This is a genomic window from Idiomarina sp. 29L, from assembly GCF_004123135.1.
Taxonomy (GTDB): Bacteria; Pseudomonadota; Gammaproteobacteria; order Enterobacterales; family Alteromonadaceae; genus Idiomarina.
This window is the reverse complement of sequence record NZ_SDJS01000004.1, coordinates 273,578-288,083: the sequence shown is the minus strand read 5'-3', so window position 1 is coordinate 288,083 and position 14,506 is coordinate 273,578. Positions and strand designations below refer to the sequence as shown.

The following is a 14,506-nucleotide window of genomic DNA, read 5'->3' as shown; positions in this document are numbered from 1 at the left end:
CTTAGGGTTCAATTGGACGCACGACAATGCCATTGTTGTGCATTGCGCTTTTCACATCGGCAATTGAAAAAACGTTCTTATGAAAGACTGAAGCTGCCAGAGCTCCATCAACTTTGGCGTCATTAAAAACATCGACAAAATGCTGTATTTCACCAGCGCCACCAGAGGCGATTATGGGTACTGAACAGTAATCGCGTAAAGCGGCCAGTTGCTCAATATCGTACCCCTTGCGTACGCCGTCCTGATTCATGCAGTTTAAGACAATTTCACCGGCGCCCCGTTTAATCACTTCCTGTAACCAGTCTTTGGTTTGCCATGCCGATTTGCGTGACTTTTTCTCGTCGCCGGTAAATTGGTGCACCTCATAGGTACCGGTCTCCTCATTGAAGAAACTATCAATACCGATAACAATACACTGTTGACCGAACTCTGCCACCAGCGTGTCGATCAATGACGGATCCAGTAACGCAGGGGAGTTAATTGACAATTTATCAGCGCCTTTTGACAGCAGTTCTTGCGCTTGTGCCACTGAACGAATACCGCCGGCGACCGTAAACGGGATATTAATTTCTTTGGCAACTCGCTCTACCCAGGACTTATCGACCGTGCGCCCATCGGACGAAGCGGTAATGTCATAGAAAACCAACTCGTCGGCACCGCTCTCGGCGTAATGGCGAGCCAACGGAATAATGTCACCAATGACTTCGTGGTTGCGAAATTTAACGCCTTTAACGACCTGACCGTCACGAACGTCCAGGCAGGGAATTACTCGCTTTGCCAACATGCCAGTGCATCCTCCAGAGTGAATTGGTTGGTTAGCAGCGATTTACCCAGAATCACAGAGTCGCAGTTAATGGCTTTTAACGCTTTTATATCGTCTAAACTGCTTACGCCACCCGACGCTTGCCACTGCACGTTTGGGTACTTACTTTTGTACTTTTGATACAGTTCGACGTTGCTGCCGCTGAGTGTGCCGTCCTTACTAATGTCGGTGCACAATACGTGTTGGCAGCCTACTTCAAGGTATTGGTCTAAAACATCTTCCAGGGCCTTGCCTGAAGACTCTTGCCAGCCGTGCGTTGCCACTAACGCCTGACCGTTGGGTTGAATGTTGACATCCAGCGCCAGCACAATCTTTTCAGGACCGTAGGTTTTAAACCATTCGAGCACCTTCTCTGGTGAACTGACAGCGGTTGAGCCTATCACTACGCGCTTAACGCCAACAGCCAACAGAGCGTCGATGTCTTCAGTGGTGCGAATACCGCCACCGACCTGACAATTCATACCTGACTCTTTGATCAGCTTTTCCAACAGCTTTGTTTGACGCTGCTTAGGGTCCTTGGCGCCGTCTAAGTCCACTAAGTGAAGCCATTTTGCGCCAGCTTTAACGTAGCTCTGAGCTTGTTCAACCGGTGAAAACTGATATTCAGTTTTCTGAGAAAAGTCACCTTGGTACAGTCGTACAACGGCGCCATTAATTAAGTCTAACGCAGGTATTAGCACAGCTTAGCCTCCAGAAACTCACGTAAAATTGACTCACCCACTTTGCCTGAGCGTTCTGGGTGAAATTGCGCGCCGAAATAATTGTTGTGGCGAATCATTGATGCAAAGCGTTGGCCGTACTCCGCTTCGGCAATGGTATATTCGTCAACGGCGACCGCATAGCTGTGAACAAAGTAACAGTATTGTTCGGCAGACTTCAGTAGCGGATTATTATTGGTTGGCATCGACGTATTCCAGCCCATGTGTGGCAGCGGCAGTTCGCCAACCTCAAGCCGTTTAGTCAATGACGGAATTAATCCTAGGCACTCCACATCACCTTCTTCCGAATGCGATGTCATGAGTTGCATTCCCAAACAAATGCCGAGCACTGGCTGGTCGAGCGACTTCAGCACGTCAACCAACTGTTTTCTCTGTAGGTTACGCATCGCTGCAGCAGCAGTGCCAACGCCGGGCAAAATGACACGATCAGCAGCGCGAATCGCGTCTGCGTCGTCTGTCACTGTGCATGAATATCCCAATCGTTCAATCGCAAAGCGAACCGATGTCAGGTTTGCGCACTCGGTATCGACTATCACTACCTTCATGCCAGCATTCCTTTACTCGATGGCAGTTGTTGGTCTCCGGTTTTAGCAACCGCCTGACGTAACGCGCGACCAAAGACTTTAAACAGGCTTTCTACCTGGTGATGACTGTTGCCCTCGGTTGTTGAGAGGTGCAGGCTAATGGCCATAGCATCGGTCAGCGAGCGGAAGAAATGTTCAACCATTTCTGTCGACAATTCACCGACTTTGTCGCGACTAAAGTCCGCTTGCCACTTCAAGTATGGGCGCCCGGATAAGTCAATCAGGCACTCGGCTTTACATTCGTCCATCGGCAGCGCGAAGCCAAAGCGACCAATACCGCGTTTGTCACCAAGTGCTGTGCGCAATGCCTGACCCAACGCTAAAGCCGTATCCTCAATGGTGTGGTGATCATCAATGTGTAAGTCACCTTTGACGACGGCGCTCATATAAATGCCCGCGTGTGTGGCAATTTGTTCCAGCATGTGGTCAAAAAAGCCAATGCCGGTACTGAATGTGCCGCGTGCAGAGCTGTCCAGATCAATGGCGATATTAATGTCAGTTTCATGAGTTTTACGAGACACTTTGGCGGTACGGGGACGGTCAACAATTTCGTGGACAATGTCGTCCCAGCTGTATTCTTCCCGGTTGTAGCGAATACCGCGAATGCCCATGCCTTGTGCCAGTTGTAAGTCAGTTTCTCTATCGCCAATAACGAAAGAGTTAGCAAAGTCGACTTTCCCTTCCGTTAGATAGGGTTGCACAAGCCCCAGCTTAGGCTTACGACAGGCGCAGTTGTCTTCGTCAAAATGTGGGCAAATTAATACGTCATCAAAACGAACCCCTTGCGACTCAAATACCGACATCATTAAATTGTGCGGAGCCTCAAAGGTGTCCGTCGGGAAGCTCTCGGTACCCAGCCCGTCCTGGTTAGACACCATGACCAGTCGGTACCCGGCATTTTGAAGCTTTAACAGTGCCGGTATGACATTTGGCTCAAAAACGAGCTTGTCGACACTGTCGAGCTGCTTATCGACGAGGGGCTCTTCAACCAAGGTGCCGTCGCGGTCAATAAAAAGTATGGATTGCTGTGTCATGAAAAATACCCTTTTAATCGTTGTGCCAGCTCGTCATTTTCTTCGTGGCTACCTACCGTTATTCTAATACAACCGTCTAACCCGAGTTGTTTAGATTGGTCCCGAACCAACACACCGTGTTGTTGTAGCGCACTGACAATGTCGGCCGCATTGGTCTGGGTGGTATCACAACGATACAGTAAAAAATTCGTTACGCTGTCAAACTCTAGTGTAAGTGGTAAGTCACTGAGTAACCCCATCAGCCGCTCGCGCTCGCCGATAAGTGTATCGACCTGCTGCTGCATACGCTTAATATTGCCCGGGCTCAGAGCCTGCGTTGCTATATTAATGGTAGGCTCCGGCAGTGGGTAGGGTGCCAGTATCTTTTTCATTAGCTCAATAATGTCATCATTGGCGAGTAAAAAGCCGCAACGAATGCCGGCAAGCGCAAAGGCTTTTGATAATGTCCTCAAAACTACCAGGTTAGGGTAGGTCGTCAGCCAAGGTGCTTTGCTGTCGTCATAACAGAATTCAATATAGGCTTCGTCAACCACAATAACGGTGTTGGGGCAGGCATCCAGCACTTGCTGAATGTCTGCTGCATTTAGCGTGTTACCCAGGGGGTTGGACGGTGAGCACAGAAACGCGACCTTACAATTCTTAGCCTGCGTGATCACCTGCTCAACGTTCAGTTGGCCTTTTCGCTGCTCTGAATCTATTAGCGGCACCTCAATAGTATCGACGGCATAGGTTTTAGCCGATATCGCATACATGCCGTAAGTCGGCGGACAAATGAGAATACTGTCTTGACCCGGTTCGCAAAACGCCCGAATTAACAATTCAATACCTTCATCAGAGCCGCGAGTACTCAACACCTGGTTGGGTTGTATACCAGCATAGTCGGTATAAGCGTTATTCAGCGCCTCTGACTGAAACTGTGGATACCGGTTCAGAGCGGCATCGTCAAAGCGGTAACCGTTATCAAAAGGTGACTCATTGGCGTTCAGCCACACATTACCACCGCTCATACTGCGTCTGGCCGACGCATAGGGCGTCAGTGTTTTTAAGTGCTGGCGCTGAGACTGTTCCACTAATGACATTATTGGTCCTCCATGCGAATGGTGACAGCTTTAGCGTGCGCATCGAGCCCCTCAACATTCGCCAGGGTTGTAATAGCCTCTGACAAAGTCGCTAAGCCTTCGTAGGACACTTCTTGCACGGTGTAACGGCGATAAAAGTCCAGTAGTCCCAAACTACTGTAATTGCGCGCGTAACCATAGGTCGGCAATACGTGGTTAGTGCCTGTTGCGTAGTCACCACCAGACTCCGGTGTATAGTGACCCACAAAAACAGAGCCCGCGCGGGTCAATTTGGGTAGCAATGAGCGGGCATTATCCGTTTGTATGGATAAGTGCTCAGGCGCATATTGCTCGCTAATGGTTATTGCTTCATCAATAGTCTCGACAACCAGTAAACGGCTTTCGGCTAACGCCTGGGCTGCAATATCAGCCCGTTGTAACTGCTGACACTGCTCAATGAGTGCTTGTCTTACTTTGTCTGCCAGTGTGCTGGATGGTGTGACCAGAATAACTTGTGAGTCGGGGCCGTGCTCGGCCTGAGACAACAAGTCGGCCGCAATATAAGCCGGGTTAGCAGTGTCATCACCAATAACCAGTAATTCAGAAGGACCGGCGGGTAAGTCGATAGCACAGCCACTGGCGTCATTGCTCACCTGTTGCTTAGCTTCGGTGACAAAACTGTTGCCCGGACCAAATACTTTATCAACCGGGATGATGGACTCTGTACCATAAGCCAGGGCGGCAACGGCTTGAGCACCGCCGCAGGTGTATATTTCTGTAATGCCGCAACGGTTTGCGGCGTACAACAGCGCATCCGGTAAGTCACCACTTTTGTCCGGCGGACTGACCAACACAACGCGTTGACAGCCGGCCAGTTGGGCGGGCACGCCGAGCATGAGTGCAGTGGATGGCAAGGTCGCGCTACCACCAGGAATATAAAGCCCAACGGCAGCTAATGGCGCATAGCGAAGTTCACACTGAACACCATTTATGGTTTCAACAGCAAGGTTTTCAGGGACTTGTGCCTGGTGAAAACGACGAATCGTCCCGTAAGCGGTATCAATCGCCTCCGCCACTTTTTTGTCGAGACGTTTCACGGCTTGCTCTATACGCTGTTGCGATACACGCAATGAGGTCGCATCAGAAGAATCAAACTGTCGAGTGTAATTCAGCAGTGCACTGTCACCGTTGTCACGAATATCGGCAAGGATCTTTTTAACCGTTTGTTGCGTGTTTGTCGCTGTCGCCTGACGGGGACGCGAGAGCCGTTGCTCTTGTTCGTCGGCAGACAAGTCTGCCCAGCACTCAACGTTAATATTGAGGTTTTGCATAATTACCCCATCATTTTTTCAATTGGCAGAACAAGTATCGAGCTGCAACCTTTTGCTTTTAAATCTTCCATGGTTTCCCAGAACAGCTTTTCTGTGCTGACCATGTGCACAGCCACTTGTTTGTCAGTGTGACTGAGCGGCAAAATGGTCGGGGTTTCTGCACCAGGCAACAATTCAACCACTTCTTCAAGCTTATCTTTGGGCGCGTGGAGCATAATGTATTTGCTTTCCTTCGCCATTTGTACGCCATCGATTCGAGGCAGAAGCTGGTCGATCATCGCCTGTTTTTCATCAGAAAGACCTTCTGCGTTTTGAATAAGCTGCGCCTGTGAACGGAATATCACTTCTTTCTCGACGAGACCGTTAGCTTCCAGTGTTGCCCCTGTTGATACCAGATCACAAATCGCATCGGCTAAGCCCGCTCTAGGGGCGACTTCGACGGAGCCCGTCAACATGACAACTCGGGCATTAATGCCATTGTCTTTCAGATAACGTTTTAGAAGTTGAGGGTACGTCGTGGCGATTCTCATACCGTCTAAATCAGCCTGTGACTGATAAGACAGTTCGCGAGGCACAGCGATTGATAACCGACATTGACCAAACTCCAGCGCTCTGAGTGGCTGAAATACGGCAGCGGTGTCGCTGGCTATACGCTCAAGTCGCGCTTCTTCAAGCACGTTTTCGCCGACTAAGCCTAAGTCGACAACACCGTCCATGACTAAGCCGGGAATGTCATCGTCACGCACCCGGAGTAAATCGATAGGATGACTGGTGCTGTGGGCAATGAGGCGAGCTTCATTAATGCTAAACTTTACACCGCAGGCATTTAATAACGCCATTGACTCTTTACTCAGACGGCCAGATTTTTGTATCGCTATCGTTAAACGGTTAGTCATAATTACTCCTAAAAATTAAAAAACCTCCGAAAGTTGCCTTTCGGAGGTTGTATAGTCAATCGAAAGGCTAGCGCTTATGCGGCTAGCCAGAAACTCGCTCTCAGCTAGCCCATAAAATCCAATGATGTGCATGATGATGATGAACGAATTTCATTTTGTTGACTCCAATGGTGTACGCTGTATTTCGCAAAGTTGTATAATACCTTAACAGGTTGATTTTGTAATGCAAGCGTAAATTTATTCCTTTACGGGTCGATAGTAGGTTAATATTTAATCAGTGGTTGTATAATCAAGACGGCAACGTCGGTAACAAAAAGCAAGGAAACAGCGGAGCACGCTCATGGCAAACTTTGATGCAATGGTGCCATTAATACCAAAGGATACCCGGGTACCGGTTGACCACTCTCAGGACCAAATGAGGGTTAATCAAATTGAGAAAACCAAAGAGCTTCAAGCGATTAGCGATGAGGAAAGCACCACTATTGATAATGATCCTAACCGAGAGAAGCAGCGGCAACAGCAGTCTTCTGAACAGCAGCAGTCTGAATCCGAGGTGACTCAGGATGAGTCAACAGAGGACAACTTGGATAGCAATTCGGGTCATATAGACACCTACGCCTGACTCTTTTTCTATGTCATAATGCGCGCTAATTATCATTAACTAGCGCGAATTATGCCGACCGTTTCCTCCATTTTTCAGCCCGATGGTGAGCTGGCTTCAACAATAGACAACTTCCAGCCTCGTCCGTCGCAAACGACAATGGCACAAGCTATTGAAAAAACGCTGAAAAAGAAAAGCCAACTCGTGGTTGAAGCTGAGACCGGTACCGGCAAAACCTTTGCTTACCTTGCGCCTATTCTGCTTTCCAAAGGTAAGGCGATTGTCTCTACCGGCACGAAAAACCTGCAAGAACAGCTGTTTCACCGGGACTTACCCGTATTACGAAAAAAGCTGGCACCGCAAAAAGTGGTCGCCTTGCTGAAAGGGCGCTCAAATTACCTCTGTCTGCATCGACTTGAACAAGCAAAGCAGCAGGCGGGACAGCTTCCTAAAGAGATTCAGGATCAGCTCATTACCGTGACGCGTTGGTCAACGACAACTCGCAGCGGTGATATGGGTGAGCTGAATGTGCTTCCGGAAGGGGCGGCGGTTTTACCTCAGGTAACCAGTACTCAGGATAACTGCCTGGGGCGTGACTGCCCGGTTTATGATGACTGTCATTTAGTACAAGCGCGGAAGCAGGCTTTAGAAGCCGATGTTGTGGTGGTTAACCATCATTTGTTTTTTGCGGACATGGCATTAAAAGATACGGGTTTTGGCGAGCTCATTCCTGCTGTAGATACCGTGGTATTTGATGAGGCCCACCAAATCCCTGATATTGCCAGTCAGTACTTTGGTGAAACGGTGTCGACGCGTCAATTGAGTGAAATGTGTGAGGAAATTCAGCGCTTATGTCTGACGGAGCTGAAAGACTTGTCACAGGCCAGTGCGATGGCGCGAACGTTATTACAATCGCTGCGCGATTTTCGGTTACTGTTTCCTCATGATCCAATGCGCGGCAATTGGCGCGAATGGCGCAATAAAGAAGACATTGTCGAAGTGACGGATCGTCTCGATGAGCGCTTAACCCTGCTTATTGATGTATTGAGAACTGCGCAGGGGCGGAACAAAGATCTCGACAATTTATTAGAACGGGCAGAGGATTACAGGGTCATTTGGCGTCAGTTAATGGACGTTGAACGTACTGGCTACAGCTTTTGGTTTGAAACGACGCCAAGACAAATCAGCTTGCATCAAACGCCACTAAGTGTGGCGAAGACCTTTGGTGGCTATATTAAGCGCAATAACATGAGCTGGATATTCACTTCGGCGACATTAGCGGTTAATGGCAACTTTGAGTTTTTCACACGCCGACTGGGGATTGAGCAAGCGGCCCCCCTGGTTCTGGAAAGCCCCTTTGACTTTAAAAAGCAGGCTACCTTGTGCCTGCCTCGTTATTTACCGGACGCTAATGATCGTAACCGCCATGAAATGCTGACGGATATTGCCAAACAATGCATAACACATAACGACGGCGGAACGTTTTTATTGTTTACCAGCCATCGAATGCTACAACAAATGGCAGGAATTCTGAGAGAACACGTCGACAATGAAATTTTGGTGCAGGGCGAGTCGAATAAAGGTGAGTTGTTAGAGCGCTTTACCAAAGCCGGCAATGCGGTATTGTTGGGCACCTCGTCGTTCTGGGAAGGTGTGGATGTCAGAGGTAATGCTCTGCGTTGTGTGATTATTGATAAACTACCGTTTGCATCGCCGGATGATCCTTTATTGAATGCCCGGGTGGAAGACGCACGCCTGCGAGGAGTAGATGCCTTTGGCACCATTCAGCTTCCGCAAGCCGTTATTGCGCTAAAGCAGGGCGCAGGGCGGCTTATCCGGGATAAGTACGACTCAGGTATTCTGGTGGTTTGCGATAACCGACTGGTAACACGTCAGTATGGTAAGCAGTTTTTGGCCAGCTTACCGGCTATGAGTCGCACCCGTAGCTTAGATACCGCGCTTGAATTTCTGGCGCATAAAAGTTCTACAGAAGAGCAAAATGTATGAAGTCGTTATTAGCTATAGATACATCAACTGAAAATTGTTCTGTCGCGCTTGTTCACGATGGCAAGCTGACAACCCGTGATATTGAAAGTCCCCGGGAGCACTCACAAAAGCTGCTGCCTTTTGTGGAGGGGGTTCTCGACAGTGCTGGCGTGTCTTTAGCCGAGCTGGACGGGCTTGTGGTTGGCGCTGGCCCAGGTAGTTTTACAGGCGTGCGCATTGGCGTGTCTATGGCGCAGGGACTTGCATTTAGCGCTGATTTACCCGTTTATCCCGTGTGCAGTTTACAGGCGCTGGCACAGCAAGCCATCCGCAAAAACGATGTTTCTGGTGTGGTGGCTTGTATTGATGCACGCATGGGCGAGGTTTATTACGCTTTGTATACGAATGAGAACGGAGTTGCTGTGGCTCAGTCAGAGCCGGCTGTAGCAAAACCAGACACGAACCTTATTGATACAGAGCGCTTGAAGGGCTGGGGTACTGCTGGTACAGGCTGGGACGTCTACGCAGATATTCTTGATGAAAATCATGAGCTAAAACATAGCGATAATAGCCGGCTACCGTTGGCGGAGGATATGCTGACAGTAGTGAATGGTGCTGGTGTTGAGCCGGTTCAGGCCGAACTGCTTGAGCCACTCTATGTGCGTAATGAAGTGACCTGGAAAAAGTTACCGGGGCGTTAACTTGCTGAACGCTCAGGAACTCGCCATAATAGATCCTGTCTTACATAACAGATGAGCCAATATTGACGTGCAGATAAATCCGCAAACGGTGCAGCCGTTAAGTAACCAGCAGCAGGCATCGCAACAGACGGTGCAGCGTGACAACGAGCAGCAGAAAAATGCCGCCGTGTCTAATGCTGTGGAGTTACCGCAGGTCGTTCCTGATGCGAAGCAAAGCCGCCGTCAAGCAGAGCGTTGGCAGTCTTTAAACACGGTGTATGATGAACCACCACAGCGTTCACAAAAGGCGTTGGGCGCTTATCAGGCGGTGGCTTTGAATGAAAAACGTGAAGAAGTTGCGTCAATGTTTGGTGTCGATGTTTATGCCTAAAGAGAGGTCTGTTATGAGATTACTGACATGTTTGTTACTCACCATCGGCTTAGTCGGTTGTGCGTCCGTTCCTACCGAACTGGAGACGCCCAACGAGGATGCGCTGGTTGAGTATAAGCAAGCGAAAGTGCAACAGGATAAAGTGGCTGGTCAGCCGGCTCGTTGGGGCGGTGTTATTGCTGACGTTCGCAATACAGAAGATAAAACGGTATTTGAGGTAGTGAGCTTCCCACTACAACGTTGGGGACGTCCCGAAGTGAGTGATGACAGTGATGGTCGTTTCTTAGCGGTTATTGATGGTTTTATCGATCCAGAAGTGTATAAAAAAGGTCGGGCAATTAGCTTTGTTGGTACCATAGGTAACACTCAACAGGGCAAAATTGATGAGTACACTTATGTTTATCCGGTAATCGAGGCCGATAACCACTATTTATGGAAGCCAAAAGCTCAGAGAAATCACGTCGAGATTGATTACTCGCCGCTATGGTTCCGCCATAACTTTTACTCACCTTACTATCCTTATCGTTATCCAGTTCCGGTGCGTGTACGAGTCGAGGACAACTCTGGTACCCCTGCAAAAGAACGTAATTAGTATTAATGAATTTCCGGACAACGGCAGCGAAAGCGACACCTGTCAGCTATGAATTAGAATGGGGCGTTGTCCGGGGCTTATGCTGGGGCGACCCGCATAACATAAATACCATTGCGACCCATGGCTGGCTCGATAATTGTCACAGCTTCCTGCCTGTAGCTGAACACTGGAATGATGATGACGCTGGTTTGGTTGCACTTGATTGGGCAGGGCATGGACACAGTGATCACCGCCCGCCCGGAACCCACTATCACTTTATCGACTACGCCTACGACCTCTGGCAAATTCTCACTCATCATATTAGCAACCCTGTCACATTATTAGGGCATTCGATGGGGGGCTTTGTCAGTAATGTGGTGTCGTCTCTTTGCCCTGAAAAAGTCGACAAACTGATATTGGTCGAAGCTTTCGGGTTGCTGGTTTCTGATGAAATGAACGCTCGGGAGCAATTGATAAAAGGCTTTGCCAGTCGTTACAAAAAGCGAAGTGGTCGCTGGCGCGGCTACTCAACGCTTGAAACTGCGATTGATGCACGCGCTGCTCAGGCTGACTTTTCCAGAGACTTAGTAGCGCTGCTGGTTGATAGAGGCTTGAATAAAACGTCCGACCATTCGTTTTCTTGGCGCGCCGACCCAAGGGTTAAGTCTGTTTCACCTTACCGTTTGCACTCAACGGCGGTCGATGAACTTCTTCAGGGCTTGAACATGCCGGTGACCGTTGTAAGAGGAGATAACGGTCATGAAAATCTGTCTCGAGCTATCGAAAGGTGGCAGCATCACGTTGCTGATCTAAGCTTAATAACACTGAATGGTGGGCATCATGTTCACATGGAGCAACCAGAAAAAATAGCTGAGTTGCTAAAATCAAGCGGTTAGCAGCGCTGTATGACTAGGATTAACTGGTCGGATATGCGAAGATAAAGTGTTAACAAAACAAAATTTAAGAGTGAGAGGCAGAGCCTTTTATGGAAAAGATTTGGCTGAAAAACTATCCAGCGGGTGTTCCGGAAACTATTGACCCGGATCATTTTTCTTCGCTGGTTGATATTCTCGAACAGTCCATCGAGAAGTACGGCGAGAAAACCGCATTCGTAAATATGGACTCAGAGATGAGTTTCAAAGAATTGGGACTGAAATCTCGCGAATTCGCCGCCTACTTGCAAAGTCAGGGTTTGAAAAAAGGCGATGCGGTTGCGGTAATGATGCCAAACCTGTTGCAGTACCCTGTTGCTTTATTCGGTATTTTGCGCGCCGGCATGTCGGTGGTGAACGTAAACCCTTTATACACGCCACGCGAATTAAAGCATCAGCTGACTGACTCTCAGGCAAAAGCGCTGGTTATTTTAGAAAACTTTGCGCACACCTACGCTAAAATAAAAGACGAGGCACCGCTTGATGTGGTTGTGACCACTCAAATTGGTGACCAACTGCCGCTCCCTAAGCGGTTTATCGTCAACTTTGTGGTTAAGCACATTAAACGAATGGTGCCGTCTCACAACCTTAAAAATACCATTAGCCTGAATCAGGCAATGGCAAAAGGTGCCCAGACAGAATATCAGCGTCCTGAAGTGACCGGTGACGACATTGCATTTTTACAATACACCGGCGGCACCACTGGCGTAGCCAAAGGGGCAATGCTGTCTCATCGCAATATGGTTGCCAATTTAGAGCAAGTGTCGGCCTGTATTACGCCTATTATGAATGACGGCGAAGAAGTCATTATTACGGCATTGCCGCTTTATCACATCTTTGCATTAACGGCGAACTGCCTGACCTTTATAAAGCACGGCGGTAAAAACGTGCTAATTACTAACCCGCGCGACATGCCGAATTTTGTGAAAGAGTTGAATAAGTACCCGTTCTCAATGATTTCAGGGGTTAACACGTTATTTAACGGTCTGCTCAACACCAAAGGGTTTAAGGACGTTAACTTTTCTAACCTGAAAGTGGCGCTTGGCGGCGGTATGGCGGTACAAAAAGCCGTTGCGGAAGAATGGGAACGGGTGACTAAATCCCGCCTTCTGGAAGGCTACGGCCTTACCGAGTGCGCTCCGGTTGTTACGGTGAACCCTTATGATATCGAGCATTACACTGGCAGCATCGGCTTACCGGTTCCTAGTACCGATGTTCGTATTGTTGACCCTGAAACGCGCGAAGAAGTGCCAATGGGCGAGCCAGGTGAACTGGAAGTAAAAGGTCCGCAAGTTATGGTCGGGTATTTGAACCGCCCTGAAGATACGGCCGAATCTATTAAAGACGGTTGGTTTGCAACCGGCGATATGGCGACGGTTGACGATCGCGGTTACTTTAAAATTGTCGACCGTAAGAAAGACATGATTTTGGTGTCTGGCTTTAACGTCTATCCGAATGAAATTGAAGACGTGCTGGCAGATCACCCGAAAGTACTCGAGTCTGCGGCTATTGGCGTACCGCACGAGTCGTCAGGCGAGGTCGTTAAAGTGTTTATTGTGGCAAAAGATAAGTCGTTAACAGAAAGAGAAGTTATCGATTTCTCGCGCGAGAATATGACTGCTTATAAAGTGCCCAAGCTTGTCGAGTTTCGTGACGAGTTACCGAAATCGAATGTTGGCAAAATTCTACGTAAAGAGCTGCGTGACGAGGAGAACTCTTGACGCAGCTTGAACTTCCGGAGTCGGTGCGTCAGTACCGGCTCATCTCTTCTACCGATGAGTTAGCCGACTTCTGCTCTAAAGCTCGTCAGGCGGGTTGGTTTGCGATCGACTCTGAGTTTGTGCGAGAACGGACGTTTTACGCGAATCTTGGACTGTTACAGATGCATGCTGGCGGTGACACGGTTATCGTGGATCCGTTGGCTGATATTAATTTAGAGCCAGTATGGTCGCTCATTTCTTCGGATAGCATTGAAACCGTCTTGCACGCCGGTGGGGAAGACATTGAGCTGTTTTTCTATGAAAGTGGCGGTGCTCAACCAAGCCGTGTGTTTGATAGCCAAATAGCTGCCGGGTTTTGTGGTATTGGTGAGTCCATGGGCTATGCTCGCTTAGTCAGCGATCTATTTGATAATGTGGAGCTCGACAAAAGCCTCTCCCGCACAAACTGGTTAAAACGGCCTTTAAGCCCTGAACAACTGGATTACGCTGCCGCTGATGCCAGCTATCTGGCTGTTATGTATCCTTATTTGAAAGAACTTTGCGAAGAAAAGGGCTGTTTGGATATCGTCTACGAAGAATCGGTACTTCAAGTTCGTAAGCGAACGACTCGCATTCCTGACGATCTCTTATATTTGCAAGTGGGTAATGCCTGGCAACTCAATGATGAGCAGTTAGCGGTTTTACAAGAGTTGGCCAGTTGGCGGTTCAACAAGGCTAGAAAGAAAAACATTCCATTAGGCTTTATCGCTAAAGACGGCGCATTGTTAGAGCTGGCCAGACGCAAACCCAAATCACAAAGCGATCTAAATCACATTCGTGACTTACCGCCGTTATCAAAGAAGTATTCCGGCAATGAAATGATGACAGTCATTAGAAAAGCCGAAGAGCAGGCGACTTCTAAATCGCTGAAGCCCTTAAGTCGGTTGGACGATATGCCGGGCTACAAGGAGACGTTTAAAGCGATAAAGCAAAAAGTTACCGAGCTCGCTGAGTCACTTGATGTGCCTGTATCATTAGTGGCATCACGAAAACAAATAAATGACCTGATTAATTTTTTCTGGCAATACTCGCCGCAGCAACAGGAACGTCTGCCGCAACCAGACTTACTGACGGGTTGGCGAAATGCAGCAATTGGGGCAGAATTACGGGCTATTGTTTCGTTATAGCTTCGGAGACACT

General features: G+C 48.7%; 15 protein-coding genes. 8 read left to right on the top strand and 7 right to left on the bottom strand.

Going from position 1 to position 14,506, the window contains the following annotated elements:
* Position 1: 1 nt before the first annotated feature.
* The 7 genes from hisF to hisG are packed head-to-tail and all read right to left on the bottom strand — an operon-like array spanning position 2 to position 6,445.
* Positions 2-784 (bottom strand): imidazole glycerol phosphate synthase subunit HisF, encoded by a 783-nt coding sequence (gene hisF, locus EST55_RS10450; RefSeq protein ID WP_129497405.1) that lies wholly within the window; start codon positions 782-784, stop codon positions 2-4.
* Positions 766-1,503 (bottom strand): 1-(5-phosphoribosyl)-5-[(5-phosphoribosylamino)methylideneamino]imidazole-4-carboxamide isomerase, encoded by a 738-nt coding sequence (gene hisA, locus EST55_RS10445; RefSeq protein WP_129497404.1) that lies wholly within the window; start codon positions 1,501-1,503, stop codon positions 766-768. The genes hisF and hisA overlap by 19 nt, the downstream gene beginning before the upstream one ends.
* A complete protein-coding gene (gene hisH, locus EST55_RS10440) occupies positions 1,497-2,087 on the bottom strand; it encodes an imidazole glycerol phosphate synthase subunit HisH (protein ID WP_129497403.1) in 591 nt (196 codons plus the stop codon). The genes hisA and hisH overlap by 7 nt, the downstream gene beginning before the upstream one ends.
* Positions 2,084-3,160 carry a bifunctional histidinol-phosphatase/imidazoleglycerol-phosphate dehydratase HisB gene (hisB, locus tag EST55_RS10435; RefSeq protein WP_129497402.1) on the bottom strand — a complete coding sequence of 359 codons (1,077 nt, stop codon included), beginning with the start codon at positions 3,158-3,160 and terminating at the stop codon, positions 2,084-2,086. Before hisB ends, hisH begins: the two co-directional genes overlap by 4 nt.
* Entirely contained in the window at positions 3,157-4,239 is a 1,083-nt protein-coding gene (gene hisC / locus EST55_RS10430) for a histidinol-phosphate transaminase (protein WP_129497401.1), read from the bottom strand. Before hisC ends, hisB begins: the two co-directional genes overlap by 4 nt.
* Entirely contained in the window at positions 4,239-5,549 is a 1,311-nt protein-coding gene (hisD, locus tag EST55_RS10425) for a histidinol dehydrogenase (protein WP_129497400.1), read from the bottom strand. Before hisD ends, hisC begins: the two co-directional genes overlap by 1 nt.
* Before the next feature lie 2 nt (positions 5,550-5,551).
* A complete protein-coding gene (gene hisG, locus EST55_RS10420; RefSeq protein WP_129497399.1) occupies positions 5,552-6,445 on the bottom strand; it encodes an ATP phosphoribosyltransferase in 894 nt (297 codons plus the stop codon).
* A 340-nt stretch (positions 6,446-6,785) separates the two neighbouring features.
* Between hisG and EST55_RS10415 the strand changes: the two genes are divergently transcribed.
* The 8 genes from EST55_RS10415 to rnd all read left to right on the top strand — a co-directional run bounded on the left by EST55_RS10415 (position 6,786) and on the right by rnd (position 14,493).
* Positions 6,786-7,067: a hypothetical protein gene (locus EST55_RS10415; protein WP_058578750.1), complete on the top strand. Its 282-nt coding sequence runs from the start codon at positions 6,786-6,788 to the stop codon at positions 7,065-7,067.
* A gap of 51 nt (positions 7,068-7,118) precedes the next feature.
* Positions 7,119-9,053 carry an ATP-dependent DNA helicase gene (locus EST55_RS10410; RefSeq protein ID WP_129497398.1) on the top strand — a complete coding sequence of 645 codons (1,935 nt, stop codon included), beginning with the start codon at positions 7,119-7,121 and terminating at the stop codon, positions 9,051-9,053.
* Positions 9,050-9,733 carry a tRNA (adenosine(37)-N6)-threonylcarbamoyltransferase complex dimerization subunit type 1 TsaB gene (gene tsaB, locus EST55_RS10405; RefSeq protein WP_129497397.1) on the top strand — a complete coding sequence of 228 codons (684 nt, stop codon included), beginning with the start codon at positions 9,050-9,052 and terminating at the stop codon, positions 9,731-9,733. Before EST55_RS10410 ends, tsaB begins: the two co-directional genes overlap by 4 nt.
* A 67-nt stretch (positions 9,734-9,800) precedes the next feature.
* Positions 9,801-10,103, top strand: a complete 303-nt coding sequence (locus tag EST55_RS10400) for a hypothetical protein (RefSeq protein WP_129497396.1) — start codon at positions 9,801-9,803, stop codon at positions 10,101-10,103.
* Positions 10,104-10,116: 13 nt separating this feature from the next.
* A complete protein-coding gene (locus tag EST55_RS10395; RefSeq protein ID WP_129497395.1) occupies positions 10,117-10,695 on the top strand; it encodes a Slp family lipoprotein in 579 nt (192 codons plus the stop codon).
* 5 nt (positions 10,696-10,700) lie between these two features.
* Positions 10,701-11,570, top strand: a complete 870-nt coding sequence (locus EST55_RS10390; protein ID WP_129497394.1) for an alpha/beta fold hydrolase — start codon at positions 10,701-10,703, stop codon at positions 11,568-11,570.
* 89 nt (positions 11,571-11,659) lie between these two features.
* The gene (gene fadD / locus EST55_RS10385) at positions 11,660-13,327 is read left to right on the top strand and encodes a long-chain-fatty-acid--CoA ligase FadD (protein WP_129497393.1); all 1,668 of its coding nucleotides are present in this window, start codon (positions 11,660-11,662) and stop codon (positions 13,325-13,327) included.
* Positions 13,324-14,493 (top strand): ribonuclease D, encoded by a 1,170-nt coding sequence (rnd, locus tag EST55_RS10380; protein ID WP_129497392.1) that lies wholly within the window; start codon positions 13,324-13,326, stop codon positions 14,491-14,493. The genes fadD and rnd overlap by 4 nt, the downstream gene beginning before the upstream one ends.
* Positions 14,494-14,506 lie beyond the last annotated feature (13 nt).

What these genes read in the sequence shown, in the direction of transcription:
- EST55_RS10390 (WP_129497394.1), top strand. Translation starts at nt 10,701, where the DNA reads ATGAATTTCCGGACAACGGCAGCGAAAGCGACACCTGTCAGCTATGAA.
- hisB (WP_129497402.1), bottom strand. Translation starts at nt 3,160, where the DNA reads ATGACACAGCAATCCATACTTTTTATTGACCGCGACGGCACCTTGGTT.
- hisC (WP_129497401.1), bottom strand. Translation starts at nt 4,239, where the DNA reads ATGTCATTAGTGGAACAGTCTCAGCGCCAGCACTTAAAAACACTGACG.
- hisD (WP_129497400.1), bottom strand. Translation starts at nt 5,549, where the DNA reads ATGCAAAACCTCAATATTAACGTTGAGTGCTGGGCAGACTTGTCTGCC.
- EST55_RS10395 (WP_129497395.1), top strand. Translation starts at nt 10,117, where the DNA reads ATGAGATTACTGACATGTTTGTTACTCACCATCGGCTTAGTCGGTTGT.
- fadD (WP_129497393.1), top strand. Translation starts at nt 11,660, where the DNA reads ATGGAAAAGATTTGGCTGAAAAACTATCCAGCGGGTGTTCCGGAAACT.
- tsaB (WP_129497397.1), top strand. Translation starts at nt 9,050, where the DNA reads ATGAAGTCGTTATTAGCTATAGATACATCAACTGAAAATTGTTCTGTC.
- hisG (WP_129497399.1), bottom strand. Translation starts at nt 6,445, where the DNA reads ATGACTAACCGTTTAACGATAGCGATACAAAAATCTGGCCGTCTGAGT.
- EST55_RS10410 (WP_129497398.1), top strand. Translation starts at nt 7,119, where the DNA reads ATGCCGACCGTTTCCTCCATTTTTCAGCCCGATGGTGAGCTGGCTTCA.
- hisF (WP_129497405.1), bottom strand. Translation starts at nt 784, where the DNA reads ATGTTGGCAAAGCGAGTAATTCCCTGCCTGGACGTTCGTGACGGTCAG.
- hisH (WP_129497403.1), bottom strand. Translation starts at nt 2,087, where the DNA reads ATGAAGGTAGTGATAGTCGATACCGAGTGCGCAAACCTGACATCGGTT.
- EST55_RS10415 (WP_058578750.1), top strand. Translation starts at nt 6,786, where the DNA reads ATGGCAAACTTTGATGCAATGGTGCCATTAATACCAAAGGATACCCGG.